Origin of the sequence: Halococcus salsus, from assembly GCF_009900715.1 — an archaeon.
GTDB classification, from domain to species: Archaea; Halobacteriota; Halobacteria; order Halobacteriales; family Halococcaceae; genus Halococcus; species Halococcus salsus.
In genome coordinates this window covers 192,777-216,920 of record NZ_JAAAJC010000003.1, presented here as the reverse complement: position 1 = coordinate 216,920, position 24,144 = coordinate 192,777, and the positions used below count along the sequence as shown (strand labels likewise).

At 66.5% G+C, this 24,144-nt stretch carries 24 protein-coding genes; 8 read left to right on the top strand and 16 right to left on the bottom strand.

Annotation, left to right across the window (positions count from 1 at the left end; genetic code table 11):
- The first annotated feature begins 59 nt into the window (after window positions 1-59).
- Window positions 60-1,394, top strand: coding sequence for an aminotransferase family protein (locus GT355_RS10620; RefSeq protein ID WP_160134616.1), 1,335 nt, complete (start codon window positions 60-62; stop codon window positions 1,392-1,394).
- A 55-nt stretch (window positions 1,395-1,449) separates the two neighbouring features.
- Complete coding sequence (locus tag GT355_RS10615) at window positions 1,450-1,971, top strand: Lrp/AsnC family transcriptional regulator (RefSeq protein ID WP_160134615.1); 522 nt, start codon at window positions 1,450-1,452, stop codon at window positions 1,969-1,971.
- A gap of 432 nt (window positions 1,972-2,403) precedes the next feature.
- On the opposite strand, the gene GT355_RS10610 is transcribed toward GT355_RS10615, so the two are convergent.
- Window positions 2,404-3,003: a hypothetical protein gene (locus tag GT355_RS10610; RefSeq protein ID WP_160134614.1), complete on the bottom strand. Its 600-nt coding sequence runs from the start codon at window positions 3,001-3,003 to the stop codon at window positions 2,404-2,406.
- A 77-nt stretch (window positions 3,004-3,080) separates the two neighbouring features.
- Window positions 3,081-4,082: a Cdc6/Cdc18 family protein gene (locus tag GT355_RS10605; protein ID WP_240145775.1), complete on the bottom strand. Its 1,002-nt coding sequence runs from the start codon at window positions 4,080-4,082 to the stop codon at window positions 3,081-3,083.
- Between the two features lie 140 nt (window positions 4,083-4,222).
- Between GT355_RS10605 and GT355_RS10600 the strand changes: the two genes are divergently transcribed.
- Complete coding sequence (locus tag GT355_RS10600; RefSeq protein ID WP_160134612.1) at window positions 4,223-5,041, top strand: alpha/beta fold hydrolase; 819 nt, start codon at window positions 4,223-4,225, stop codon at window positions 5,039-5,041.
- Window positions 5,042-5,050: 9 nt separating this feature from the next.
- On the opposite strand, the gene purF is transcribed toward GT355_RS10600, so the two are convergent.
- The 5 genes from purF to GT355_RS10575 form a co-directional block, all read right to left on the bottom strand.
- Window positions 5,051-6,475 carry an amidophosphoribosyltransferase gene (gene purF, locus GT355_RS10595; RefSeq protein WP_160134611.1) on the bottom strand — a complete coding sequence of 475 codons (1,425 nt, stop codon included), beginning with the start codon at window positions 6,473-6,475 and terminating at the stop codon, window positions 5,051-5,053.
- Window positions 6,476-6,649: a 50S ribosomal protein L37e gene (locus GT355_RS10590; RefSeq protein WP_005044428.1), complete on the bottom strand. Its 174-nt coding sequence runs from the start codon at window positions 6,647-6,649 to the stop codon at window positions 6,476-6,478.
- A complete protein-coding gene (locus tag GT355_RS10585) occupies window positions 6,646-6,870 on the bottom strand; it encodes an LSM domain-containing protein (RefSeq protein WP_120072389.1) in 225 nt (74 codons plus the stop codon). The genes GT355_RS10590 and GT355_RS10585 overlap by 4 nt, the downstream gene beginning before the upstream one ends.
- Before the next feature lie 397 nt (window positions 6,871-7,267).
- Window positions 7,268-7,735, bottom strand: a complete 468-nt coding sequence (locus GT355_RS10580; RefSeq protein ID WP_160134610.1) for a DUF7979 domain-containing protein — start codon at window positions 7,733-7,735, stop codon at window positions 7,268-7,270.
- Between the two features lie 100 nt (window positions 7,736-7,835).
- Window positions 7,836-8,894 carry a zinc-binding metallopeptidase family protein gene (locus GT355_RS10575; RefSeq protein ID WP_160134609.1) on the bottom strand — a complete coding sequence of 353 codons (1,059 nt, stop codon included), beginning with the start codon at window positions 8,892-8,894 and terminating at the stop codon, window positions 7,836-7,838.
- A 119-nt stretch (window positions 8,895-9,013) separates the two neighbouring features.
- Between GT355_RS10575 and GT355_RS10570 the strand changes: the two genes are divergently transcribed.
- Window positions 9,014-9,445 carry a hypothetical protein gene (locus tag GT355_RS10570; RefSeq protein WP_160134608.1) on the top strand — a complete coding sequence of 144 codons (432 nt, stop codon included), beginning with the start codon at window positions 9,014-9,016 and terminating at the stop codon, window positions 9,443-9,445.
- A 37-nt stretch (window positions 9,446-9,482) separates the two neighbouring features.
- The gene (locus tag GT355_RS10565) at window positions 9,483-10,445 is read left to right on the top strand and encodes a zinc-dependent metalloprotease (RefSeq protein WP_160134607.1); all 963 of its coding nucleotides are present in this window, start codon (window positions 9,483-9,485) and stop codon (window positions 10,443-10,445) included.
- On the opposite strand, the gene GT355_RS10560 is transcribed toward GT355_RS10565, so the two are convergent.
- The 4 genes from GT355_RS10560 to GT355_RS10545 form a co-directional block, all read right to left on the bottom strand.
- On the bottom strand, window positions 10,442-10,654 hold the full coding sequence (locus tag GT355_RS10560) for a hypothetical protein (protein ID WP_160134606.1): 213 nt from the start codon (window positions 10,652-10,654) through the stop codon (window positions 10,442-10,444). The genes GT355_RS10565 and GT355_RS10560 overlap by 4 nt on opposite strands.
- Window positions 10,654-11,046, bottom strand: coding sequence for a nuclear transport factor 2 family protein (locus GT355_RS10555; RefSeq protein WP_160134605.1), 393 nt, complete (start codon window positions 11,044-11,046; stop codon window positions 10,654-10,656). The genes GT355_RS10560 and GT355_RS10555 overlap by 1 nt, the downstream gene beginning before the upstream one ends.
- A gap of 19 nt (window positions 11,047-11,065) precedes the next feature.
- Entirely contained in the window at window positions 11,066-11,614 is a 549-nt protein-coding gene (locus tag GT355_RS10550) for a hypothetical protein (protein WP_160134604.1), read from the bottom strand.
- Between the two features lie 360 nt (window positions 11,615-11,974).
- Window positions 11,975-12,616: an FAD-binding oxidoreductase gene (locus GT355_RS10545; RefSeq protein WP_160134603.1), complete on the bottom strand. Its 642-nt coding sequence runs from the start codon at window positions 12,614-12,616 to the stop codon at window positions 11,975-11,977.
- 88 nt (window positions 12,617-12,704) lie between these two features.
- Here GT355_RS10545 and GT355_RS10540 point away from each other — a divergent pair, with 88 nt between their 5' ends.
- Both GT355_RS10540 and GT355_RS10535 read left to right on the top strand, forming a co-directional pair.
- Window positions 12,705-14,471: a 2-oxoacid:acceptor oxidoreductase subunit alpha gene (locus GT355_RS10540; RefSeq protein ID WP_160134602.1), complete on the top strand. Its 1,767-nt coding sequence runs from the start codon at window positions 12,705-12,707 to the stop codon at window positions 14,469-14,471.
- The gene (locus tag GT355_RS10535; protein WP_120072268.1) at window positions 14,468-15,331 is read left to right on the top strand and encodes a 2-oxoacid:ferredoxin oxidoreductase subunit beta; all 864 of its coding nucleotides are present in this window, start codon (window positions 14,468-14,470) and stop codon (window positions 15,329-15,331) included. Before GT355_RS10540 ends, GT355_RS10535 begins: the two co-directional genes overlap by 4 nt.
- Window positions 15,332-15,697: 366 nt before the next feature.
- On the opposite strand, the gene GT355_RS10530 is transcribed toward GT355_RS10535, so the two are convergent.
- The 5 genes from GT355_RS10530 to GT355_RS10510 form a co-directional block, all read right to left on the bottom strand.
- Window positions 15,698-17,221 carry a glutamate-cysteine ligase family protein gene (locus tag GT355_RS10530; RefSeq protein WP_160134601.1) on the bottom strand — a complete coding sequence of 508 codons (1,524 nt, stop codon included), beginning with the start codon at window positions 17,219-17,221 and terminating at the stop codon, window positions 15,698-15,700.
- Window positions 17,222-17,670: 449 nt separating this feature from the next.
- Window positions 17,671-18,012: a DUF5615 family PIN-like protein gene (locus GT355_RS10525; protein ID WP_160134600.1), complete on the bottom strand. Its 342-nt coding sequence runs from the start codon at window positions 18,010-18,012 to the stop codon at window positions 17,671-17,673.
- A gap of 3 nt (window positions 18,013-18,015) precedes the next feature.
- Window positions 18,016-18,294, bottom strand: coding sequence for a DUF433 domain-containing protein (locus GT355_RS10520; protein ID WP_160134599.1), 279 nt, complete (start codon window positions 18,292-18,294; stop codon window positions 18,016-18,018).
- A 71-nt stretch (window positions 18,295-18,365) separates the two neighbouring features.
- Complete coding sequence (locus GT355_RS10515; RefSeq protein ID WP_160134598.1) at window positions 18,366-19,466, bottom strand: DNA topoisomerase IV subunit A; 1,101 nt, start codon at window positions 19,464-19,466, stop codon at window positions 18,366-18,368.
- A gap of 22 nt (window positions 19,467-19,488) precedes the next feature.
- Window positions 19,489-21,861: a DNA topoisomerase VI subunit B gene (locus GT355_RS10510; protein ID WP_160134597.1), complete on the bottom strand. Its 2,373-nt coding sequence runs from the start codon at window positions 21,859-21,861 to the stop codon at window positions 19,489-19,491.
- 198 nt (window positions 21,862-22,059) lie between these two features.
- On the opposite strand from GT355_RS10510, the gene gyrB reads away from it, so the two are divergent.
- Window positions 22,060-23,988: a DNA topoisomerase (ATP-hydrolyzing) subunit B gene (gyrB, locus tag GT355_RS10505; protein ID WP_160134596.1), complete on the top strand. Its 1,929-nt coding sequence runs from the start codon at window positions 22,060-22,062 to the stop codon at window positions 23,986-23,988.
- The last annotated feature ends 156 nt before the right edge of the window (window positions 23,989-24,144 follow it).

Here is a 24,144-nt window from a genome sequence, read left to right as displayed (position 1 = left end):
TCAGTCGATCGCCGAACGAGCCAAAGACTAATCACGGGTAGTTCCGTAGAGGGTGGCGTATGAGCGAACCCGAGTCACCCATCGGGGCCAACGCGGTCGAGCGAACCGACAAGGAACACGTCTTCGGGACGTGGTCCTACCAGTCCGAGGTCGACCCCACCCAGGTCGTCGAGGCGGACGGCGTCCGCTTCACGACCGCCGACGGCACCGAGTACATCGACTTCTCGAGCCAGCTGATGTGCTCGAACCTCGGTCACTCGGCCGACCGGGTCGCCGACGCGGTCGCCGAACAGGTCCGCGACGTGCCGTTCGTCGCGCCGAGCTACACCACCGACGCACGCGCGAAACTCGGCGAACAGCTCGCCGAGATCACTCCAGGGGATCTCTCGAAGACCTTCTTCTCGACCAGCGGGACCGAGGCGGTCGAGGCCGCGCTCAAGATCGCCCGGCTCTACACCGGCAAACAGAAAGTGATCTCGCGCTACCGGTCCTACCACGGCGCGACCCACGGTTCGATCAGCGTCACCGGCGACCCGCGACGGCTCGCTTCGGAACCCGGTGTTCCGGGCACCATCAAGGCACCCGACCCCTACGCCTACGGCTCGACGCTCGACCCGATGGAGAGTCTAGAGTACATCGACGAGATGCTGATGCTCGAAGACGACACCGTCGCCGCCGTTCTCGTCGAACCCATCGTCGGCTCGAACGGCATCCTGGTGCCGCCGGACGAGTACCTCCCGAGACTGAAGGAGATCGCCCACGACCACGGCGCGCTCCTGATCTGCGACGAGGTGATGAGCGGGTTCGGGCGCACGGGTGAGTGGTTCGGCTGTGACGTCTTCGGCGTGACACCCGACATCATGACGATGGCGAAAGGGTTGACGGGAGCCTACCAACCCCTCGGGGCGACGATCGTCACCTCGGAGATCGCCGACCACTTCGAGGACGAACTGTTCTGTCACGGCCACACCTACGCCGGCCACCCGGTCGCGGTCGCGGCGGGGACGGCCGCGGTCGAGACCTACCGAGAGGAGAACCTGATCGAGCACGCCAGCGAGGTCGGCGACTACCTCGGCGAGCGGATCGAAGAGCTCGGCGAGCGCCACCCGAGCGTTGGCGAGACACGCGGGGTCGGCCTCTTCCGAGGGATCGAGCTCACCAAGCGTGCCGACGAGCGGGTCCCCTTCGGCGAGCGAAAGGACAAGATCTCGACCGGCACGACCGTGGTCGACGAGGTGTCGGCGACCGCGGCCGACCACGGGACCTACGTCGCGAACATGATCAACACCCTGATCGTCGCGCCGCCACTCCCGATCACCGAGCGCGAGGTCGACGAGGCCATCGACGCGCTCGACGCCGGGCTCGACGTCTCGGACGACGCGATGGACGACTGACGGCCGCGCCATCGCCAGCCCGGAGGTTCATACCCTCGCGCCCCCATCCGACGGTATGAACAGTTCACAGGACGCGGCCGCGGCGCTCGACGAGACCGACCTCGCGCTGCTCGAACAGGTCGAGGCGGATTTCGACGTCAGCCTCGAAACCATCGCCGACGAACTCGGCCTCTCGAAGTCGGCGGTCCACTATCGCCTCAACAAACTCGAAGCCAACGGCGTCATCCGCGGGGTGACCGCCGACGTCGACCCCCTCGCGCTGGGGCTAGAGATGACCGCCGTCACGGACGTCATGGTGACCCACGAGACCGGCTACTCCGAGGCGATCGGGGAGTCGCTGGTCGCGCTCGACGGGGTCGAACACGTCTACTACACGATGGGCGACGTCGATTTCGTGGTCGTCAGCCGCGTCCAGAGCCGCGACCAGCTCAACGACCTCATCGACCGGATCGTCGCCGTCGAGGGCGTCAACGAGACCGCCTCGAAGTTCGTGCTCGACGAGTTCGCCGACCACGCCGTCTCCTCGAACCTCACGCCCGCGGCACGGAACGCGATCCTCGAACCGGCCGACCGGTAGCCGTCCGCGGGTACGAACCCAGTCGGCTCGGCTCGACTCGAAATCAGAAATAAGTCTTTACACGCCCGATCGGGAGAGGCTCGCTCGACCAACGGATCGGAGAGACGGGATTCATCTGAATGACGACAACGAGACGGTAAAAGAGCTGGATCGACCGTCGGTCGCTGACACTCTCCACAGACCGACCACCGCGCATCACTTCCGGCCTAATGTCTCTGTCTCTACTGGAGAACTCCGATAATCACCTGTTTGCTTTCAAAATTGGCAGACAACGAGAGAATATTGCAGAAATCTCGAAATCAATCATCTAACTGGAATTCAGGCGCGAGATGTCGAGAAGTAACGATTTAATGCCGAAAGTTCCGCCGTGCTGCTGGGTACGGCTCTCCTCGCACCTCGACCGGAGCGGGGGCGGCGCGTCGCCGGCGGCGGCTACCCGAGCGGTTCGGTGAGCGCGTCCCGCGCCGTCGTTCGGGAACCGGGACCCTCCTCGACGTCCGTTCGGTCGAGGGCGTCACGAGCGAGTTCGCTCGCGAGGCGCTCGATCTCGGCGAGGCGGTCGGCGTTGTCGTCGGTGCAGTTCGTCGCGCACACGGCGTGGATGGTTTCGGGGTCGTGCTGGTGGTACTTCAGCCGACCGTGGCAGTGTGGACACCGGAACTCGACGTGGCCCAGCATCCAGTCGGCGTCGATCCCCGTGGTGTCGAGGTGGTCGTGGAGCGCGAGCCAGACCACCATGTCCGGCGAGTGTGGTCCGCTCGCGGTGCGTTTCAGGTCGCGGAGCCGGAGCGCGACCGTCCGATAGAGCTCGTCGTCCGGCCGGTGGTAGTACTGGTGGGTGCGCCGGAAGTGGGTGAGGAGCGCCCGGCGGGACGAACAGACGGCCCCCGCGGTGAGTTCGCCGTCTATCTCCTCGGCCGAGACGTACTCGTCGTCGACGGGTACCCTGAGTGGCGGGCCGTCCGCGCGATAGTACCGTTCCTCTGAGAGTCGTGCACCGGTCTTCGGACAGAACGCGAGATCCCCGATCATCGATGTTGCCTCCAGTGAAGCGATCCCGACGGACCGTCGTAAGCGAGCGGGACGGCTTTCCGGGAGTGCCAGAAGCGCTACTCCGGGCGATGGTACGTTCGACCGCGTCCCTCACCCCGTTTTTCGATCAGGTTGTAGTGGGCGAGCTTCGAGAGGTGATTTCTGACGGTCCGGTTGGAGCGGGGTTCCTCGACCCGCTCGCGATACGCCTCGTAGAGCTCGCCAGGGGTGACCGTTTCGCGGTCGTGGACGATCTCGTAGAGCGCGCGCTGGTGTGGCGTGAGCTGCTCGACGTTTCGTTGTCTGACCTCGGTTCGGCCCGCCGGGATCGCCGTTCGGATCGTCTCCATCCCGATCCCGTCCTTCTCCACTCTCTCGGCCTGCCGCGCGGCGCTCCGGAGGATCCCGATCGCGACGCGGGCGTCGCCGGCCGCGGCGTCGGCGATGGTCACCAGCCGGTCGCGGGGGACCTCCACGTCGAGCCCCCACCGAACCCGGTCGTGGAGGATCGAGACCAGCTCGTCGAGTTCGTACTTCTCGAAGCGGATCCGGGTCGAGGCGTGGAGGCGCGAGACCAGCCGGCTGTCGAGCCGTGCGAACAGTTCCTCCTCGCTGTTCGCGATCAGGACCATCGAGACGCCGACGGTGCGATAGAGGTCGTAGAGGAGGTCGTGGTCCTGCAGCTGGTCGACCTCGTCGAGGATCACCACGAACTCCGGCCCGTCGTAGGCTTCGAGCCGTTCGAGGAGGGCATCCGTCGGCGTCGACTGGCGGTGGATGTCCGCCGTCGAACCGATGGCTTCGAGGATGCGATAGAGCGCCCGGAATCGGGTGTAATCCTGCCAGCAGTTGACGTACTGGTAGTTGAGGTCGAGCACCACTTCGCGGAGGCGGGCGAGCGCGAACCGGGCGAGACAGGTCTTGCCCGTCCCCGAGGGCCCGAACAGGAACGCGGTCTCGGCGGGTTCGTTGCGCGTCACGGGGTCGAGCGCGCGGGTGAGGGCGTTCATCTCTTGGTCGCGATGGCCCACCTCGCGCGGGAGGAACTCGTCTTGGAGCACGCGGGCGTCCCGGATCATGTTGCTGGTGTTCACGCCCACCGACATAAGCGGCGGTGCCGGGTTTCCAGTTCTTCCGGAAACCGATCTGTCGAGCCGGTGATCTCGGCGCTCACCGCCGCCACGGGGGAGTATAAGTCGATACACCCCGAACATCGATCGTGTCGAATACTACGTCGGACACAGCGACCGAACGGTATCGAGTTCGACCGGAGACGGTGGTGACCGACCGCGGTGACGGTCCGGCCGTCGTGTTCGCCCACGGTACCCTGATGGACCGGACGATGTTCGACCCGCAGGTCGAGGCGCTCGCCGACGACTTTCGGACGGTGGCCTACGACCTCCGGGCGCGGACGGACCAGTACGCGAGCTCCTACGACCTCTACGACCTCGCGGACGACGTCGACGCGCTCTGTGACGGGCTCGAACTCGACACGGTCGTGCTCTGCGGGATGTCGATGGGCGGGTTCATGGCGCTGCGTTTCGCCGAGCGCTACCCCGAGCGGCTCGACGGACTGGTCCTCATCGACTCGATGGCCGAGGCGTACACCGAGGTCGAACGCGAGCAGTACGGCCAGCTCGCCGAGCAGGCTCGCGCGGAAGGGAAATTCACGGAGCCCGGCGTCACGGTCGCGCGGGACGGGCTCTTCGGCGAGACCACACGCGCGGAGAACCCCGCCCTCCCCGATCGCTGGGTCGACCGGTGGCGGACCTACCCAGCCGAAGGGTTCTACCACGAGATGCACTCGTGGCTGAACCAGCCGGACTTCACGCCGAAGCTCTCGGGTATCGACGTTCCCGTCCTCTCGATCCACGGCGAGGAGGACGCCTCGATAGCCCCCGAACGCACCGAACCGATGCTCGACGCGCTCCCCGACGCCCGCCAGGAACTGATCCCGGAAGCCGGGCACTCCTCGAACCTCGAAAACCCCGACGCGGTCAACGAGGCACTCAGAGGGTTCCTGAACGACGTCTACTGAAAAGCGCAGTCAGTCGTCGGCGATAACGGGTTGGCGCACCGACCGATCCGTCGGCTCGCCGTCGATGTCGTAGGGGTATTCCCCAGTAATGCAGCCCATACAGAGGTCGTTCCGCTGCGTGTCGAGCGCGTCGGCGATCGCCCCTGGCGAGAGATACGCGAGGCTGTCGGCGTCGATCTCGTTTCTGACCTCCTCGACGGTTCGATCGGCCGCGATGAGCTCCTCGCGGGTCGCCATGTCGATCCCCATGTAACACGGGGCGGTGATGGCGGGCGAGCCGATCCGGAGGTGGACCTCCGACGCGCCCACGTCCCGGAGGAGTTCGACGAGCTGGGTCGAGGTCGTTCCCCGGACGATCGAGTCGTCGATCAGCGTCACCGTCTTGTCCTCGACCGTGGACTTGATCGGGTTGAGCTTCAGCCGAACGGCGCGCTCGCGCTCGTCCTGGGTCGGCATGATGAACGTCCGGCCGACGTACCGGTTCTTCATCAGCCCCTCCGCGAACTCGACGCTACCCTCGTTCTCGTTCGCAGCCTCGGCGTAGCCCGAGGCGAACGCCCGGCCCGAGTCGGGCACCGGCATCACCACGTCGGTGTCGATGCCGTTCTCGGCCCAGAGCTTCCGGCCGAGTTCGCGTCGGACCTCGTAGACGAGCTCCCCGTCGATGGTCGAGTCGGGCCGGGCGAAGTAGACGTGTTCGAAGAAGCAGTGGGCGGTGTTGTCGAGTTCCGTGAGCTGATACGTGCTGTAGCCCGAGCCGTCGGGTTCGAGGACGACGAGTTCGCCGGGTTTGACGTCGCGGATGAGCTCCCCGTCGAGCGCGTCGATGGCGGCGCTCTCGGAGGCGAGCACGTAGCCGTCCTCGAGCTCGCCGAGACAGAGCGGACGATTGCCCTGTGGGTCGCGGAGGCCCAAGACCCGATCGTCGTGCATCACGGTCAACGAGTAGGAGCCGTGTATCTTGCCCATGGTTCGTTCGACGGCTTCGACGAGCCCGGAGTCGAGGAGGTTCCGCGCGAGGTCGTGGGCGATGACCTCGGTGTCGCCGTCGGAAGTAAAGGCGTGGCCGAGCCCGGCGAGTTCGTCGCGGAGCGCGTCGGCGTTCACGAGATTTCCGTTGTGCGAGAGACCGAGCGAACCGCTCTTGAACGAGACGGCGAAGGGTTGGGCGCAGGAGCTGTCGACGCTGCCTGCGGTGGGGTAGCGAACGTGGCCGATGCCGTTCGAGCCGTTGAGACTCTCGATGTCCGCGGGGTCGAAGGCGTCGCCGACGAGCCCCATCTCGACGTGGGAGTGCTGTTGGAAGCCGTCGTGGGTGATGATCCCCGCCGACTCCTGGCCGCGGTGCTGGAGGGCGTAGAGCGCGTAGTAAAGCGGGCGCGCGGCGGCTCGGTCGGCGAGGGAGACGCCGACGACGCCGCACTTCTCGTGCATCTACTCGCCGGCCTTCTCCTGCCACGCGTAGTCGCGTCGTTTGGCGGATTTCCCGAACCCGCACGACGCGCAGACCTTCTTGGTCTTGTGGTAGGAGGCCTCGCCGCACCGCCGGCACTTCACGTGCACCGTCTTGTTCTTCTTCCCCTGACTCGGTGTTCCTGAGCCCGTCATGGTGTTATCGACACGACGTTGTCGCCCCGGATAATCGTTGTGCTCTCGACCGTCTCGGTCGCTGCGTCGTTCTCGGGGTCCTCCTCCGCGGGGTCGAGCACCACGTTCATGTGCTGGTCGTAGCCGCCGAGTTCGCCGGCGTAGGCCGCGCCGTCCTTCAGCCGGACGGTGACGCGGTCACCGAGCGTCGCCTCCAGCACGTCGAGGGGTCGTCCACTCATGGCCCCCACTCGCCGGGTTCGCTTCTTAAACGTACCGACCGTTCGCGACCGTTTCGGGTCGACGACGAGGGTCACCGTCCCGCGATCTTCGCATATTTGGCTGCGGTGGCGCGCGCTCACGACCGGTCCGAACGACAGTGAGGGCCGGTCGTGGACACTGTGCGAGGGATGAGCACCGGAGTGAGCGGCGCGAGGTTCGACTGAAAGGAGAACCTCGGTCGCGAACGGCGAACGAAGTGAGCCGTGAGCCGAGCGAACGAGAAGCGCAGTCGGCTGGGGAGGTGTGTGGGCAGTGCGGGGCGGTGCTGTGCGGTCTCTCGTTTGCATCGGACGTTGCCGTAAACGAGTCGGCAAATCAATCGTAGTAGCGAATCAGCTGTTCGACCAAAACAACACATCAGGCAGCGAGCGGGTCCGCAGTCGCCTCCCGTCGCCGACCCCGATACCACAGCAGGAGCAACGAGCAGCCGCCGACGAGCGCGACCAGCACACCGAACCCGACGAACAGCGGCCCCGGCGAACCCGGGTCGTACTGAATATCGAACGTGTACATTTCACCCCGATATCGAACCGCGCTGTTTGCGAAGAACGCCAGTGAGGTGCCTTCGACGTGGGTTGCCTGACCGGTGGCCGGCCCAGCGGGGTCCGTCGTCATCCGGTCGAAGATCGCCTGCTGTGATGACGAGAGGTCGCGATAGGCTATCGCCGGCTCGGACGACGACGTCGTCACGTCGTCGACCTGCACGAGATACGGTGTCGACTGAGCCGTGGTGTACGTGGCCCAGCCGGCGATGACGATCCCGAGAACACAGAGGCCGACAGCGATCAGCCGAGCGACACGGCCGACGTATTTTCTTCCATTCATGTTCAGTGCATCTCGAAGGGTTCGCTTAAACATTTCTGCCAGTGGCTCGATAGCTCGCTGAGTCAACTCGTAGACGAAAACGCGGGCAAGCGGCGTTGGTTCAGATCTCGACGGCGAAGCACTCGTCCGCACCCACAGATTCTGAAAACGCGCCGAGCAGGTCGACGACTGAATCGAGGTCGTCGGTGTCGACTACTTCGACCGGGGTGTGCATGTAGCGGTTCGGGATGCCGACGTTGAGCGAGGGGATGCCGCCGCGCTGGGTGAAGATCGCGTCGGCGTCGGTGCCCGTCCGGGAGCCGGTGGCCTGGAGCTGCACGTCGATCTCGGCCTCGTCGGCAGCCGCGCGCAGTTTCTCGACGAGGATGGGATGATTCGCGCCGCCGCGGGCGATGGCCGGGCCGGCCCCGAGTTCGACGCCGTTGGAGCGGTTGCCGGGTGTCGCGGGTTCGTCGGTGGCGTGGGTGACGTCCATCACGATGGCCGCGTCGGGTGCGAGGTCGAAGCCGACCATCTTCGCGCCCTGGAGGCCGACCTCCTCCTGGACGGTGCTCACGGCGTAGACGGTCGCCTCGACGTCGGCCTCGCAGGCCCGTCGGAGCCCCTCGGCGGCGGCCCACGTGCCGACCCGGTTGTCCATCCCGCGGGCGGCGAGTCGCGTCCCCTGGAGAGGTTCGAGCGTCGTCGAGACCGTCAGCGGGTCGCCGATGGTGACGAGGTCGCGGGCCGCTTCCTCGCTCTCGACCCCGATGTCGACGTGGAGGTCCTCGATGTCGGCGACCTCGTGTTCGTCGCGGAGGTGGATCGCGGCCTGGCCGATGACGCCCGCGACGGGGCCGTCGTCGGTGTGGACGGTGACGTGCTGGCCGCGCGAGACGGTCTTGTCCGCGCCGCCGATGGAGCCCAATCGGAGGAATCCCTCGCCGTCGATGTCCCGAACCACGAACCCGATCTCGTCGGCGTGGCCGGTGAGCGCGACCGTCGGCGCGTCGTCGCTCCCCTCGTGGACCGCGACCGCGTTGCCGTAGTCGTCGGTGGAGACCTGGTCGGCGAACTCGCCGACGTAGTCGAGCCAGACACGCTGACCACGGGTTTCGAAGCCTGACGGAGTCGGGGTTTCGAGCAGATCGTCGAGGAACGTCCGCTGGGTCTCGTTCACCCGCCGTCTACCGGGTCGGTGGCCATGAACCGCTCGAAATCGGACGGCCCGAACGCCTCGGATTCCCATCGCGCACGCAAGCCCAAAACGGATAAGATGCCGGCCCACAGATGGCCGGTATGGCAGACAAACTGACGCTGGTCGAACTCCATCTCCACGCCGACAACAACGAGTTCGAGAGCGAACTCGAACTCAACTCCGACATCGGCGAGGTGCTCCGCGACCGGCTCGGCTTCGGGGGCTCCGAGGACCCGCTCCCGTTCGGGGACGACGAGACGGACTCGGCGACCGCCGACGGCGGCGACACGGTCCAGATCGGTGAGGACGAGGAAAGCGAAACCGAGACGGAGACCGAGACCGGCAGCGCAGTAGTCGAGATCGACCCCGACACCGAGGTCGAAGACGAACCCGACTACGACGAAGCCGACGACTCGGGTGGCCGTGGCATCGGTCGGACCTTCCTGCTGTTGGTCGTGGTCGGCCTCCTCGCGCTGGCCGCGTGGTGGTACCTCGGCGACGACGACATCGAGAACGAGTTCGAAGAGCTGTAGGGCGAAACGCTTTGGTTCGTCGGGGCCTCGATGAGCCGTGAACCTCTACGACAGCGTACGGGCGGTCGCCGAGGCCTCGGGTGAGGGCCTGATCGACTGGAACGCCGTCACCCGGGCGGCGCGCTCGGCCACCGAGCCCGGCGACCTCTCGCTCTCGTCGGCGACCCGGTCGGGCTACGCGCGCGACGTGCGCGACGCCAGAACCCGTATTCAGGAGGTCTCGGCCGTCGAGTTCGACCTCCCGGACGTGGTGGAAGTCCAGAACCGCTACCACTGGATCGACGCCAACATCGCGACGTTCGAGCGCGTGATGGGCACCCTCGAAACCGAGACCCGGAGCTTCGCACCGGACCTCGGGGTCGCACGCGTTCTCAACACCGGCTCGATGACGGTCGCGCTCTCCTTCCTCGCGAACAACGTCCTCGGCCAGTACGACCCCCTCCTCCTCGCTGACGCCCCGGCGGAGGACCACGCGCTCTACTTCGTCCACCCCAACATCGTCCGGGTCGCCGACGAACTCGACGTCTCCGAGGAGCGCTTCCGCCGGTGGATCGCCTTCCACGAGGTGACCCACGCCGCCGAGTTCGGGGCCGCGCCGTGGCTCTCGGGCCACCTCGAAGCCCGGATGGAGCGCAGCGTCGCGGCGCTCGGCGAGGGCAGCATCGACCGCGAGGCCTTTCGGGAGGTGAACGCCGCGATGACCGCGGTCGAGGGCTACGCCGAACTCCTGATGGACCGGGCGTTCGACGACGAGTACGCGGACCTTCGACGGAAAGTCGACGCGCGTCGGGGCGGGAAGGGACCGATCTCACAGCTCGTGCGCCGATTCCTCGGGATGGGGATGAAACGCCGACAGTACGAACGCGGGAAGGCCTTCTTCGAGACGGTGGCGGACGAACGCGGGCTCGAGACCGCGAGCCTCGTCTGGGACCGACCCGAGAACCTGCCGAGCGACGCCGAACTCGACGCGCCCGCGGAGTGGCTCGCGCGAGTGGCCTAATCCCGGAAGGCGAACCCCTTCGGGAAGGCGAACACGACGAGGAGTGCTCCGACGACCAGCCCGAACAGCACCGCGACCGCGACCACGGGGAGCGTCGGCTCGCCCTGAAACGTGATGAGGCCGGCCGAGGCCCCGACGAGGAGCACGAACCCGATCTTGAGCCGCCGGGAGACGCTGAGGCGCTCCTCGCGGGAGACGGGCCCGACCATCAGGCTTCACCGGGCACGCTGACGTGCATCCCGACGAAGCGCCAGTCGGCGTCGATCCCCTCCGCTTCGTCCGGGCCGCGACGTACGAGCGTGCCGCTCCAGCGCGTCTCGTGGTCGTGACGCTCGTCCTCGTCGTCGATCCACGCCATTCGGACTTGGTCCGAGAACCACGCGGTGTCGTCGCGTTCGGTGACGCGGAGCGCGTGGCTCTCGACGGTCCACTCGCGGGTCGTACGGGTCTGTTCGCGGAGTCCCTCCTCGATCTCCTCGCCCACGAGCCGTTCGCCGATGCCGAACTTGACGGTCGACTCGTCGAGGTCGAAGAAGGGCGGGAGCGGGTCGCCAGTGCGGAGGGTATCGTAGTAGGCTTCGATAGTGGATTCGGCGGTCATTGGGCGGGTTTCGGTGGGGTTACTGAAAGCCGCGGTTGGTCTCGTCGGCGTCCACGAGCTCGTCGAGTTCGGTGTTGAGGAGGCGTTCGGCTTCTTCGAACTCCCCCGAGAGGTCGTCGAGGCCGTCGGGTCGCCCGTAGGAATCGTGTTCCATCGGGCCGTAGGCGGGGCTGTCGAGCGCGCCCATCACGTCCTCGAAGAGATCTCCTGGGGTCGTCGGCGCGTCGGAGTGAGCTTCGAGCACGCTCTCGAGGTCGCGAGCGGCCTCGGTCGCCTCGTTCTCGTCGGTCATCGGGGACTGGACGCCGAAGCGGCCCGCGTCCTTCTTCGGGAAGAGCGAGTCGAGGTCGTCGTCGATCCGGCGGGCCACGCGGGTGCCGACGCCGCGGACCTCGAAGGGGTTCTTGGCGTAGGTCTTGAGCTGGTAGACGCCCGCCGAGGGGTGGCCGAGGTACATGTCCTCGCCGATGCCGGAGGCCCGGTTGCCCGCGACCGCGCGCCAGCCGCCCGCGTCCGCACCCGACGTCGTGACGTCGGAGAGAATGTCCTGCCAGTCGCGCACGTTCATGGCTGACATACCACCGGCCCGACCATCAACCCACCGTTCCGCTCGATCTCGGACCTTCGGGCCGGCCGGCGGTGCGGCGGTGCGGTGGCCGCCGCGGTGCGGTCGGCGGTCGCGGGGCGGTGGCGGTGCGGTCGCGGTGCCTGGCGGATGAAGGGCGAGGCGCGCGAGCGAACGGAGTGAGCGCGCGCCGAGGGCTTCGGCGGTGTGGTTGCGGGGTATGGTAGCGTCCGCGCGAGCGAAGTGAGCGCGGTTCACCGTGAACGAGCCGAAGGCGAGTGAGCGGCAGTTTTTAGTCCAGGTTTTTGCGAGGAGCGGTTCGCGCGGAGCGCGAACCCGACGAAGTAAAAAAGTGGGTGTGTGTTACCCGAAGTTCTCGACCTTCGCGTCGTCGGGGTCGCCGCCGGCGGCCGCGAGCGCCGCGGTGGCGTCGTCGAGGAAGTCGGCGAAGCCGTAGACGAACGCCTGGGCGTCGGGGGTGGTTTCGAGCGCCTCTTCGACCGCGTCGGTGAGCTCCGTTTCGGGGTCGAGCACCGTGACGAACGCGCCCGCCTCGCGGAGCGCGTCGAGGCGCTCGCGATGGGCGGGGTCGTCGTCGCGGTAGACGACGCTCGCCGCGCCGCCGTCGCGGAGCGCGCGCTCGGCGACGCCGACGGCGGGGCCCACACCCGGCCCGCCGGCGAGCACGGCGATGGATGATTCACCCTCGTAGTGGGCGCTGCCGAACGGTCCCGCGACCTCGATACTGTCGCCCGGTTCGAGGCTCGCGAGTCGGGGCCCGAGGTCGCCGTCGGGGTCGATCCCGACCGTGACCTCGAAGGTCTCGGCGACCGCGGGCGAGGAGAGGGTGTAGAAGCGCGATTCGCGCTCGCCGTCGACATCGAGCGTGAGTTTGACGAATTGGCCGGGGTGGGCGTCGAATCCCCCTGGAGTAACGAGGTCGAGCGCGACGGTATCCGGCCCGACGTCGCGAACCCCCTCGACGGTGGTCGGTGTTGGTTCCATAGCTCGCCTCGGTGGGTTTCGGCCAAAGGGACTTCGGTCAGTGTTCCGAAGCCTTTTCCTCCGCAGATGGCGTACGCGGTTCAAGCACATGCCAGACGATCTGAACTGGGCCATCGGCGGGGAAGCCGGCGACGGGATAAACTCCACCGGCAAGATCTTCGCTCAAGCGCTCTCGCGCGCGGGCCGACACGTCTTCACCTCGAAGGACTTCGCCTCGCGCATCCGCGGCGGCTATACGGCCTACAAGGTCCGGAGTTCGACCGAGAAGGTCGAGAGCGTCGTCGACCGGCTCGACATCCTGATCGCGTTGACCCAACGCACGGTCGAGGAGAACATGGACGAACTCCACGAGGGCTCGGTCATCATCTACGACGGCGAGCGGACGATGATGGAGGACTTCGAGGCCCCCGAGGGGATGATCGGGCTCCCCGTCCCGCTGAAATCGCTCGCCGAGGACGCCGGTGGCGCGATCATGCAGAACATCGTGGCACTCGGGACCGCGTGCGAAGTGGCGAACTTCCCGATCGAGAACCTCGACGAGGCGCTCGAGAAACGCTTCGGCAACAAGGGCCAGTCGATCGTCGAGAACAACAAGAAGGCCGCCCGGCTCGGCGAGGAACACGTCCAGGACGAGTACGACCGCGACGACTTCGGCTACGACGTCGAGACCACCGACAGCGACTACGTCCTCTTGAACGGCGACGAGGCCATCGGCATGGGGGCGATCGCCGCCGGTTGCCGGTTCTACTCGGGCTATCCCATCACGCCCGCGACGGACGTGATGGAGTACCTGAAGGGCCGGATCGAACGCTACGGCGGCCACGTGATGCAGGCCGAGGACGAACTCTCGGCGATCAACATGGCGCTCGGCGCGGCACGGGCCGGCGCGCGCTCGATGACCGCCACGTCGGGTCCGGGGATCGACCTGATGACCGAGACCTTCGGACTCGTCGCGACCAGCGAGACCCCGCTCGTGATCTGTGACGTGATGCGCTCGGGGCCCTCGACCGGGATGCCGACCAAACAGGAACAGGGCGACCTCGACATGCTGCTCTACGGGGGGCACGGCGAGATCCCCCGATTCGTGGTCGCGGCCACCACGGTCGCCGAGTGTTTCCACAAGACCGTCGAGGCGTTCAACCTCGCGGAGAAGTACCAGACGCCGGTATACCTAGTCGCGGACCTGGCGCTCTCGGTCACCGAACAGACCTACGAGCCCGAGGAGTTCGACATGGACGCGGTCGAGGTCGACCGCGGGAAACTCGTCGACGAGAACGACATCGACACGTGGCTCAACGACAAGGACCAGTTCCAGCCACACTTCCCGGCCGCCGACGGCGTCAGCCCCCGCACCCTCCCCGGGACCTCGGGCGGCGCGCACATGACCACCGGGCTCGAACACGACGAGCTCGGTCGGCGAACCGAGGACACCGACGTCCGTATCGAGCAGGTCGACAAACGAAACCAGAAGGTTCAGACCGCTCAGGAGGAGGAGGAGTGGGACTACCGCGAGTTCGGCGACCCCGACGCCGACACCCTCGTGGTCTCGTGGGGCTCGAACGAGGGGGCGATGCGCGAGGCGATCGGGTTCCTCGAAGAGGCCGACGTCTCCGTCCGGTTCCTCTCGGTGCCCTACCTCTTCCCGCGACCCGACCTCTCCGAGGCGTTCGAGGAGGCGGAGGAGGTCATCGTGGTCGAGTGTAACGCGACCGGCCAGTTCGCGGACGTACTCGAACACGACACCCTTACCCGCGTCAACCGCGTCAACAAGTACAACGGCGTGCAGTTCAAGGCCGACGAACTCGCCGAGCGGATCACCGAGGAACTCGACACGCCACAGGAGGTCCCCACATGAGCTCAGACGTCAGATTCACGGATTTCAAGTCCGACAAGCAGCCGACGTGGTGTCCCGGATGCGGCGACTTCGGGACGATGAACGGCATGATGAAAGCCCTCGCGAACACCGGCAACGACCCCGACAACACCTTCGTGGTCGCCGGTATCGGCTGCTCGGGCAAGATCGGGACGTACATGCACAGCTACGCGCTCCACGGCGTCCACGGCCGCGCTCTGCCCGTGGGCATCGGCGTCAAGAGCGCCAACCCCGACCTCGAAGTCATGGTCTCGGGTGGCGACGGCGACGGCTACTCCATCGGCGCGGGCCACTTCGTCCACGCGGTCCGCCGCAACATGGACATGACCTACGTCGTGATGGACAACCGGATCTACGGCCTCACGAAGGGCCAGTTCTCGCCGACCAGCCGCGAGGACTTCGAGACGGCGACCTCGCCCGACGGGCCGAAACAGGAGCCGGTCAACCCGAAGGCGCTCGCGATGGCCGCCGGCGGGAGCTTCATCGCCCAGTCGTTCTCCTCGGACGCCCAGCGCCACGCCGAGCTCGTCCAGCAGGCGATCGAACACGACGGCTTCGGCTACGTCAACGTCTACAGCCCGTGCGTGACGTTCAACGACGTCGACACCTACGACTACTTCCGGGACTCGATCGTCGACCTCGACGAGACCGACCACGACTCGAACGACAGGGACGCGGCTCTCGAGAAGATCGCCGACGACGACACCGAGTACATGGGCGTGCTCTACCAGGACGAGGACTCGGTGCCCTACAACGAGCGCCACGACCTCGACGCCAACATGGCCGACATCCCCGACGGCGCACCCGAGGACGCGACGGACCTCGTTCGCGAGTTCTACTGAGACCACTTTTTTCCTCCTCGGGTTAGCTCGCTGCGCTCGCTAACCACTCGTCGCAAAAACCTGGACTAAAAACTGCCGCTCGTTCGCCTTCGGCTCACTCGCGGTACGATCACTAACGACCCCGCACAGCACCGCTCCCGCAACCGCACCGCCGAAGCCCTCGCCGTGCGCTCACTCCGTTCGCTCCTCGCTCGGCCTCCGGCCTCGCTCGCGCGGCTCGCCCTTCATCCACCAGGAGAGCACCGCTCTCCTGAGCCTCGGCTCGCTGACGCTCGCCGAGACACCAGGAACAACACCACTCCGCTGGCCGCGACGGCCACCGCGCCGCGACCGCACCGCAGACCGCCGCGGGCGGCCGGTCGTCACTCAGTCGGCGATCCAGTCGGCGAAGCTGTGGTCGCCGATCAGGGTCTCGGACTGGCGCTGGATGTACGCGCGCTGCATCCCGTGGACGGCGTCCGCGAACCCCTCGCCGTCGTCGAGGCGGGTTCTGACCTCGTTTCGTTTCCAGTCCGCCGGGGTCACCCGGTGGCGGGCGCGCTGGCGGAGCGGCCAGAGGTACTTCGCCGTCTCGTTCTCGGAGAGCCCGCGGGATTCGAGGCCGTCCTTCGCGTGAGCGAAGAGGTCCGAGAAGATCTCCTCGTAGTCCCGGGTCTCGCGACCGTCGTTGGTGATCCAGACGAGGTCGGCGTCGAGCCCGTGATAGACCGCCTCGTAGAAGTTCTCGTGGGCGTCTTGCCAGTCGAGGCTCGCGACGGGGTGTTCCCGTCGGGTGAGGCTTTCGAGGAGGCCCGCGAAGGCGGCCTGGAACGCGATGGCGTCCCTGACCGTCGGCTGGCCCGCGATCGGCCGGAACTCGATCCGAGCGTTCGCCGCCGACTCGGTCGCGCCGTCGAAGACGGGGCGCACCCACCGCCAGTAGGTGCCGTGCTTCACCCGGAAGGTCGAGAACGCGTCGTCGAACCGGTTGGTCTCCTCGACCGGCATCGAGACCACGGTGTCGTCGTTCGCGATCCGCTCGGCGGCCTGCTCGGCCGAATCGAGGTCGTGGGGGAAGCGGACCTTCCCGGTGCCGCCATCGGGGTTGAGGACGGCCTCGAAGACGTGGACCCGATTGCTCATCCAGCCGTCGTCCAGGATGCGCTCTGCGGGGGTGTCGTCGTAGAGGTCCGGCGGGAAGAACGGCGAGTTGACGCCGAGCGCGAGCAGCGGGCCCGCGACCCGGAGCGCGTAGGCGAAGTACTCGGGGAGGTCGGCGGCGTGGGAGACCTGATAGTGGGGCTGGATCGAGGTGATCAGGCTCTCGGGCATCACGGTGTCGGCCGAGAGCGAGACGTGGGGTGCGTCGAGGCGCATCCCAGCCGAATCCGCCCCCTCGGTGTTCGCCATCGCGTGATAGCGCACGGACTCGCTCATGTTCGAGGCGATCCGGATCCCGTCGTCGGCGACGCTGCTGGTGAGGTATTCGTTCGCGGGTTCTCCCTCCGGGGGGATGGTCCACATCCCGTCGCTCACCAGCCGGAGGTCGGAACTCGCCACGGCGTCGAGCGCGGTCCGCAGGCGGGCGTTGACTTCCGCCTCCTGGGCCTGGAGCCCGTAGCCGTTGAGCGGCTGCGGGCTGGTACACATCTCGGCGTTGTGGAGCCCGAGTTCCTTCTCGAAGCCGATGTACTCGAGGAGTCGGCGCGGGACCCGCGCCAGCGCGCTCGTCCCGCGATTCACCCCGTAGAACTCGTACTCCAGCCCGATCATCGCCTGTGGGTTGTCGAACGTGCCCGCATCGAGTTCGCGTTTGACGACCGCGGCCTCCTCCTCGGCGCGGGCGTTGAACTCATCGACGTCGACGGTGAGCACGTCCGTGACCCGCCCCGCGAGGTCTGACCTCGACATACCCCGCAGTGAGCGAGCGACCGTCTTCAACCCCGCGACTGTCGATGGCGCGGATACCTCCCCGTGCTCCCGACCAATCACCGTGGCGCGCACTCGCGTCGGTGCGAACGACGGTGAGCGCCGACCCCTGACACCGTGCGAGGTCTGTGCGAGCAACGCGAGTGCAGGCTCGTCAGAGCGAAGCTCCGACGGTGGATGAGCGAGCGAGGACGGAGTCCGAGCGAAGCGAATCGGCTGGGGAGGCGTGTGGCGGTCGCGGAAGCGGTGCTGTGCGGAAGGTTAGTGGTTGTTCCGCGAACGAGCGGCGCAAGGTTCGGGTGAAGTGAGAACCTCAATGCAAACGGGGAGCGGAGCGACCCGTGAGCCACAACGAGCTAACCCGAGGAGGAAAAGTAGGGGTGAATGCTGACCCTCTTGTGGGAAACACGGTTGGGTCTCTGCGGTCGCCCTCAGAGCCACTGCTCCAACCACTCGACGTGATCGCTCATTTCGTCGGCGGAGAGATGTGTGTCGATACGTCTGATCCCCCGCACGAACGCACCCGGCGAGAGGCCCTGGTCACTGTAGCGGACGATGCCGGCGTGTTCCACATCAAGCCCTAATCTCGTGAAATCGTCGTCGTTCGTGAGCACGACCCGCCCGTTCGCCCGACATTCGGCGAGGTGGTCCTCGTCACTCAATCCCCGTTCGTAGTCCGCTTCTACCGTCGAAACATCGTAGCCTTCGGCTCTGAGTGCCGTGATAAACGCCCTGTCGACGTGTTCGTCGGCGCGGAACGAAAGCCGAGGCATCCCTCAGTGTTCGACGGCTTCCGGTGCCTTCGAACGGGTTTTCAGGACCGCATCGAGTTCTCGACGCCGTTCGCGAGCGGCGTTCATCTCCTCGATGTTGTCGTAGTAGTACGCGAGCGCGGCGTAGACCGCCGAAATCTCGATATCGAGCTGGTCGGCGACGTACTCGGGAGCGTGGTTGTGGTCCAGAACTCGCTCGGCAACGTCGACCACCGCGATCCGACGGCCGTCGAGGCGCGCGTTCCCGCCGAGCACGTCGTCCGTCTTCACGATCCCCGTCATGGATGGTCTTGCCCGCCATCCGGGATAAACCTGCGGCCGCGTCAGCTTCGGCCCGCGAAATCGAGGACGAGCTACAACACGCCCATCGCGGTCAGCCGTTCGGGGAGGTAGGTGTCCGTGACGAAGTCCAGACCGCGGGCCGCGAGCGACTGCTGTTCGGCTTTCTTCCCGATGTCGAGCTGGAGTTCGATCTGTTCGCGCCAGTAGTCGGTCTGGAATCGCGGGTCGGTGAGTTCGCTTTCGAGCGCGTTGATGTCCGAGTCGCTGAGGGGGTCAGTAGGTAAATCGTACTCCACGATGTCCGCGGGCTGGATACCGATGAAGCGCGCCTCGGGTGTGGCGAGGTACTCGGAGAGGTGAGCGGACTTGATGGAGCCGTAGGCCACCGACCCGTAGATCCGATAGGACCAGGGGTCGCCGTCAGTGAAGACGACTACTGGGAGATCGAGTTCGTCGTGGAGGCGTTTGATGATCCGCCGGGTCGCACGCGCGGGCTGGCCGCCGAGGTGGACCACGAGGGTACTGAAGTCCTCGTCGAAGCCGTTCTCGACGAGGCGGTCGCGCATCCCGCCGGTCTCGACGCAGAGGACGAAGTCGATGTCGTGGTCGAGGAATTCGATGGTGTCCGGGTTGTTCGGGATCTGATAGCCGCCCTGGCCCACGTCGTCCTGGCAGTGGATCTCGCGGTCGCCGCGGTTGGTCTGCTCGCGGATTCTGAGGGGTCCCATGAGCTTCGCGCCGGACTCCTCCGGGCGCATGTGGAAGTCCTCACGGGTGACGTGGGACACGATCTCCAGATCCTCGATCAGCTGGTTCGACTCGTCCTGGTCGGAGAACTGAGCCTCCTTCTCGCCCCAGCTCTCGGAGAGGTAGTAGAGTTCACGCAGGGTGGACGAGCGGTCCTCGTCGAGCTGTTCGGCGAGGAAGTCGATGGTGTAGATGGCCTTGAGGAGCTTGCGCGCGCCACGAACGGAGTTCGCGCTTCGCGTGCTCTCGCGGTCGCCGTAGACCCAGACGTTCGAGTCCTCGTCGTACTCGATGTTGGATTTCGTCCGCGTCGGGAGGCGCATCTCGGGGACCTCCCCCGCGGCGAACTGGTCGTAGAACTCGGCGGCGAGGTCGATGAGCCGCTCGCGCGCCGAGGCGTCGATGTCGGGTGTGTCGGTGCTCATGGGTGGGTGCTGTTGGTGACAGTTAGGCGTTGACGGTGAGTTTCGCGTCGTCGATACCGGTCACGTCGAGGTCGAAGGCGGCGTCGGCGTCGGCGAGGTCGTACTCGAGGGTGGCCTCGTCGTTGCCGCTCACCTCGGGCGACCACTTGATGAACCACTCGCCGTCCATCTCGACGACGCGCGCGCCGTCCGAGACCGCCGTGGGCTCGGCCGAGACGATCTCGGTGAGCTCCGGGCTCTCGCCCGTTGAGGAGTGGTTCTCGACGACGAGTTCGACGTGGTCGTCCTCGATACGGCGCTCGACCAGCACGTTGTTCATGATCCGCGCGAGCGAGTCGTCGATGTCCAGCTCTTCACGCTCGGTGACGTCGGCGAGCTTGGTCGCCATCTCGGGGAGGATCGCTCCGAGGACGTCCTGTTTCTGGCGGCGCTGTTGCATCGACTGGCGCTTCTTCAGGTAGCTCTTCAGTTCGCGGGCGGCCTCACGGACCGCGAGCTCGATCTCGTCCTCGATCCCGGGGACGTTCGCGATCGCGTCCTTCGACTCGCTGGTGAACGGCACGTTGGTCGAGGCGACGTGGATCATGATGACGCACGGCCCGTTCGGCATCCCCGAGCCGCCGGGCTGGTCGAGCCCGTAGTTCCGCCAGCCGATCGACTTGATCACGTCGGTCGTCGCACACGCGCCGCGCTGGTAGACCAAGGGAACCCGGTTGGCGAAGCGCATGAGTTGGACGCTACCCTCGGCTTGGAGTTCGCCGCCGTAGGCGATGCCGGCCTCGACGATGAACGGGTCGCCGCCGTGGACGCCCGCGTCCCGCGTCGCCGAGGCGTAGAAGTCCGCGTCGAACTCCTTTTCGAGCCCCGAGCGCACGAGCTCGGCGGTGATCGGCGAGAGGCAGTCGGTCGGCGGCGCGATGATGTCCGTCGCGCCCATCGCGTCCAACAGCGCGCTCGCGGTGTCGCGGTCCCCGGCCACCTCGGTGACGTTCGGCGGGTCGTCGGGCACCGCCCGACAGACCCCCCAGACGGCCTCGACGACGTTCTCGCGCGCGGTCTCGCCGAACGAGACCCCGTCGCGCTCCTCGGTCATCGCCGCCGCGCGGTCGACGAACTCGGCGAGGTCGTCGCGTCGGAGGCGGTCGCGCCCGCCCTCGAACTTCGCCGCCAGCCGGTCGGCGAACGGCTCGATGGTCGAGCTGTCCTTTCGGGTGCTCGTCGCGTCGTCGGCGAGCTCGTAGAGGTCGCTCTCACGGTTCTCCCGAATCACCTCCCACGCAGCCGCGACGGCCTTCTCACACACCGTCTCGCCGAACGTCGTACCGGTCTCGGTGTTGGTCTCGCCCGCCGCCGTCGTCACGAGCGATTCGAGCTCGTGGTGTGCGAGGCGGTCGCGCTCCCCGACGGTCTCGGCCACGCGGGCGGCGAACGCCTCGACGTCCTCGGCGCGCTTGTTCGCCACCACGTCGGTGACCGCGGCCTCGATCGCCTCGCCGTCGTGCGGCGTTCGCCACGCCATCTCGCGACCGTAGTGGCGGTCGTTGAACGCCGCGATGACGTTCGCGGCGGTCTTCTTTCCGACCCTCGTGAACTCCTCCTGGAGGAACCCGGAGAGGCTGTAGGAGTCGGTGTCGTCAAGCATCTTCAGCAGCGTGCCGAGCTCGACCCCGTGGGGATGGGGTCGGATCTCCTCGGTCTCGGCCGGGAGTTCGTCGGTCGCGCGCTCGGCCTTGAACTCCCCACCCGGTTCGCGGAGCTCGATCCGGGCGTGGGGGTTCACCACTGCGGTGTGCTTGATGTAATCCCGGAGCTGGCCCCGGGCGCGCATGTTCGCGTCCATTTCGAGCTCGATCCGCGTCCCGTGGGGTCGGTCCCAGGTCGTCGTCTCCTCGACCGAGACCTCGGGCTCGTTGGTGTCGGTGTCGATGATGAGCTCGAAGTACTTCGCCTCCCCTCCGCCCGTTCGGCTCGTGATCTTCGCGGGTTTGCCGCTCGTCAGTTGACTGTAGAGCACCGCCGCCGAGATACCGATCCCCTGCTGACCCCGGGCCTGCTCGCGTTTGTGGAATCGCGAGCCGTAGAGGAGTTTCCCGAAGACCTTGGGGAGCTGTTCGGCGGTGATACCTGGTCCATTATCCTCGACGACGAGGCGGTAGTAGTCGCCGACCTCCTCGATCTCGACGTAGATGTCGGGGAGGTGGCCGGCCTCCTCGGCGGCGTCGAGCGCGTTGTCGACCGCCTCCTTCACGGCGGTGACGAGACCTCGGGCACCGCTGTCGAACCCGAGCATGTGCTTGTTCTTCTCGAAGAACTCGGCGATGGAGATCGCGCGCTGGCCCTCCGCGAGCTCCGCGGCGACCCCCCCATCGTCGAGTGTCGATTGGAGGGATGGCATTGGTGGTGGTATTTCGGGGACGGTTAAAACCCCGATGGTACCACGGTGGAAGTGGAGGGAACGACCGAGTCGGTGGCCGGCGAAAACCACCCGCCTCCTCGGCCGTCAACCGGTGTATCACGGCGTCAGCGCCGGCATACCCATAGCGCGCGTGCGGGAGACTTATGCCGCCAGGACTGCTACGAATCGATAGATTATATGTCGCAAGACAAGTATGGAGCGGGGCAGATTCAGGTCCTCGAAGGCCTCGAGGCTGTCAGAAAGCGTCCGGCGATGTACATCGGGTCGACGGACGCCCGCGGGCTCCACCATCTCGTTTATGAGGTCGTCGACAACGCCATCGACGAGGCGCTCGCCGGGTACTGTGACTCGATCACCGTCACGATCCACGACGGCGAGCACCCCTCCGTGAGCGTCGCCGACGACGGCCGCGGGATCCCGGTCGACGAGCACGAGAACGGGAAGTCCGCGCTCGAAGTCATCATGACCGTGCTCCACGCCGGCGGGAAGTTCGACAAGGAGTCCTACCAGGTCTCCGGGGGACTCCACGGCGTTGGCGTCTCGGTCGTCAACGCGCTCTCGAAGTGGGTCGAGGTCACCGTCAAACGCGACGGCGCGGTCTGGAAACAGCGCTTCGACCACGGCGAACCCGACGGCGACCTCGAACGGGTTCGCGACCTCGACCCCGAGGAGGAGACGGGCACGGAGCTCCGCTTTTGGCCCGACGAGGAGGTCTTCTCGACGACGGACTTCGCCACCACGACGCTCGCGACCCGGTTGCGCGAGCTCGCCTTCCTCAACTCCGGGGTCGAGATCCAGCTCAGGGACGAACGCGACGACAGCCAGGAGCGCTTCCGGTACGACGGCGGCATCCGCGAGTTCGTGGTCTACCTTAACGAGTCGAAGAGCGCGCTCCACGAGGACGTGATCTACCTCGAGGACACCGCGACCATCGACGATGGCGAGGTCGCGATCGAGGTGGCGATGCAGACCACCAGCGAGCTTCAGGGCTCGATCCACGCCTTCGCGAACAACATCAACACCCGTGAGGGCGGGACCCACCTCACGGGGTTCAAGACCGCGCTGACACGAGTCGTCAACGACTACGCCAAGGAGAACGGCCTGCTCGACCCGCTCGACGGCGACACGCTGAAGGGCAGCGACATCCGCGAGGGCCTCACTGCGGTTATCTCGGTCAAACACCCCGACCCGCAGTTCGAGGGCCAGACAAAGACCAAGCTCGGCAACGGCGAGGTCAACGGTATCGTCGCCAGCGCGGTCCACAAGCACCTCGATACCTACTTCGAGGAGCACCCCGACACCGCGAAGGCGGCCATCAGCAAAGCCGTCGAGGCCGCGAAGGCTCGCCGCGCGGCGAAGAAAGCCGAGGAGCTCACCCGCCGGAAGTCGGCGCTCGAATCCACTGCGTTGCCAGGAAAACTCGCCGACTGTCAGACCCGCGACCCGAGCGAGGCCGAGCTCTTCATCGTGGAGGGCGACTCCGCGGGCGGGAGCGCGAAACAGGGTCGCGACCGGGAGTTTCAGGCGATCCTCCCCCTCTTCGGCAAGGTGCTCAACGTCGAGAAACACAGGCTCGATAGAATCCTCGAAAACGAGAAGATCCGCAACCTGATCACCGCCATCGGCGCGGGCGTCGGCGAGGAGTTCGACATCGAGGAAGCTCGATACCACAAGATCGTCATCATGACAGACGCCGACGTCGACGGCGCGCACATCCGGACGCTCTATCTCACCCTCCTCTATCGCTACCTCAAGCCGCTCATCGAGGCGGGCTACGTCTACGCCGCCCAGCCGCCACTCTACCGGATCCGGAAGGGCAGCGAGACCTACGACGCGATGACCGAAGCCGAACGCGACCGGATCGTTGAGGAGAAGTGCGACGGCTCGCCCGACCAAGTCCAGCGGTTCAAGGGCCTCGGCGAGATGAACCCCGACCAGCTCTGGGAGACCACGATGAACCCCGAAAACCGGATCCTCAAGCGGATCACCCTGGAGGACGCCGCCGCCGCCGACCGGATGTTCTCGGTGCTGATGGGCGACGCGGTCGAGCCCCGCCGGGACTTCATCAAGAGCCACGCGACCGACGCCGAGTGGGTGGACATCTAATGCACCCCCACCTTTTTTCACCGGGGAATCGGACCGCTTCGCGGTCCTCAACCCCGGCCAAAAAATGTGGATCAAAAAAGGCCGCTCGCTCGGCTCCGCCTCGCTCGCGGTACGATACCTTCCGACGCCGCACCGCGACCGCACAGCACCGCAGAA

Excerpts from the sequence above, each read along its gene's own strand:
- GT355_RS10620 (WP_160134616.1), top strand. The coding sequence starts at position 60 with ATGAGCGAACCCGAGTCACCCATCGGGGCCAACGCGGTCGAGCGAACC.
- GT355_RS10615 (WP_160134615.1), top strand. The coding sequence starts at position 1,450 with ATGAACAGTTCACAGGACGCGGCCGCGGCGCTCGACGAGACCGACCTC.
- GT355_RS10610 (WP_160134614.1), bottom strand. The coding sequence starts at position 3,003 with ATGATCGGGGATCTCGCGTTCTGTCCGAAGACCGGTGCACGACTCTCA.
- GT355_RS10605 (WP_240145775.1), bottom strand. The coding sequence starts at position 4,082 with ATGATCCGGGACGCCCGCGTGCTCCAAGACGAGTTCCTCCCGCGCGAG.
- purF (WP_160134611.1), bottom strand. The coding sequence starts at position 6,475 with ATGCACGAGAAGTGCGGCGTCGTCGGCGTCTCCCTCGCCGACCGAGCC.
- GT355_RS10590 (WP_005044428.1), bottom strand. The coding sequence starts at position 6,649 with ATGACGGGCTCAGGAACACCGAGTCAGGGGAAGAAGAACAAGACGGTG.
- GT355_RS10585 (WP_120072389.1), bottom strand. The coding sequence starts at position 6,870 with ATGAGTGGACGACCCCTCGACGTGCTGGAGGCGACGCTCGGTGACCGC.
- GT355_RS10580 (WP_160134610.1), bottom strand. The coding sequence starts at position 7,735 with ATGAATGGAAGAAAATACGTCGGCCGTGTCGCTCGGCTGATCGCTGTC.
- GT355_RS10570 (WP_160134608.1), top strand. The coding sequence starts at position 9,014 with ATGGCAGACAAACTGACGCTGGTCGAACTCCATCTCCACGCCGACAAC.
- GT355_RS10560 (WP_160134606.1), bottom strand. The coding sequence starts at position 10,654 with ATGGTCGGGCCCGTCTCCCGCGAGGAGCGCCTCAGCGTCTCCCGGCGG.
- GT355_RS10555 (WP_160134605.1), bottom strand. The coding sequence starts at position 11,046 with ATGACCGCCGAATCCACTATCGAAGCCTACTACGATACCCTCCGCACT.
- GT355_RS10550 (WP_160134604.1), bottom strand. The coding sequence starts at position 11,614 with ATGAACGTGCGCGACTGGCAGGACATTCTCTCCGACGTCACGACGTCG.
- GT355_RS10545 (WP_160134603.1), bottom strand. The coding sequence starts at position 12,616 with ATGGAACCAACACCGACCACCGTCGAGGGGGTTCGCGACGTCGGGCCG.
- GT355_RS10540 (WP_160134602.1), top strand. The coding sequence starts at position 12,705 with ATGCCAGACGATCTGAACTGGGCCATCGGCGGGGAAGCCGGCGACGGG.
- GT355_RS10535 (WP_120072268.1), top strand. The coding sequence starts at position 14,468 with ATGAGCTCAGACGTCAGATTCACGGATTTCAAGTCCGACAAGCAGCCG.
- GT355_RS10530 (WP_160134601.1), bottom strand. The coding sequence starts at position 17,221 with ATGTCGAGGTCAGACCTCGCGGGGCGGGTCACGGACGTGCTCACCGTC.
- GT355_RS10525 (WP_160134600.1), bottom strand. The coding sequence starts at position 18,012 with ATGCCTCGGCTTTCGTTCCGCGCCGACGAACACGTCGACAGGGCGTTT.
- GT355_RS10520 (WP_160134599.1), bottom strand. The coding sequence starts at position 18,294 with ATGACGGGGATCGTGAAGACGGACGACGTGCTCGGCGGGAACGCGCGC.
- GT355_RS10515 (WP_160134598.1), bottom strand. The coding sequence starts at position 19,466 with ATGAGCACCGACACACCCGACATCGACGCCTCGGCGCGCGAGCGGCTC.
- GT355_RS10510 (WP_160134597.1), bottom strand. The coding sequence starts at position 21,861 with ATGCCATCCCTCCAATCGACACTCGACGATGGGGGGGTCGCCGCGGAG.
- gyrB (WP_160134596.1), top strand. The coding sequence starts at position 22,060 with ATGTCGCAAGACAAGTATGGAGCGGGGCAGATTCAGGTCCTCGAAGGC.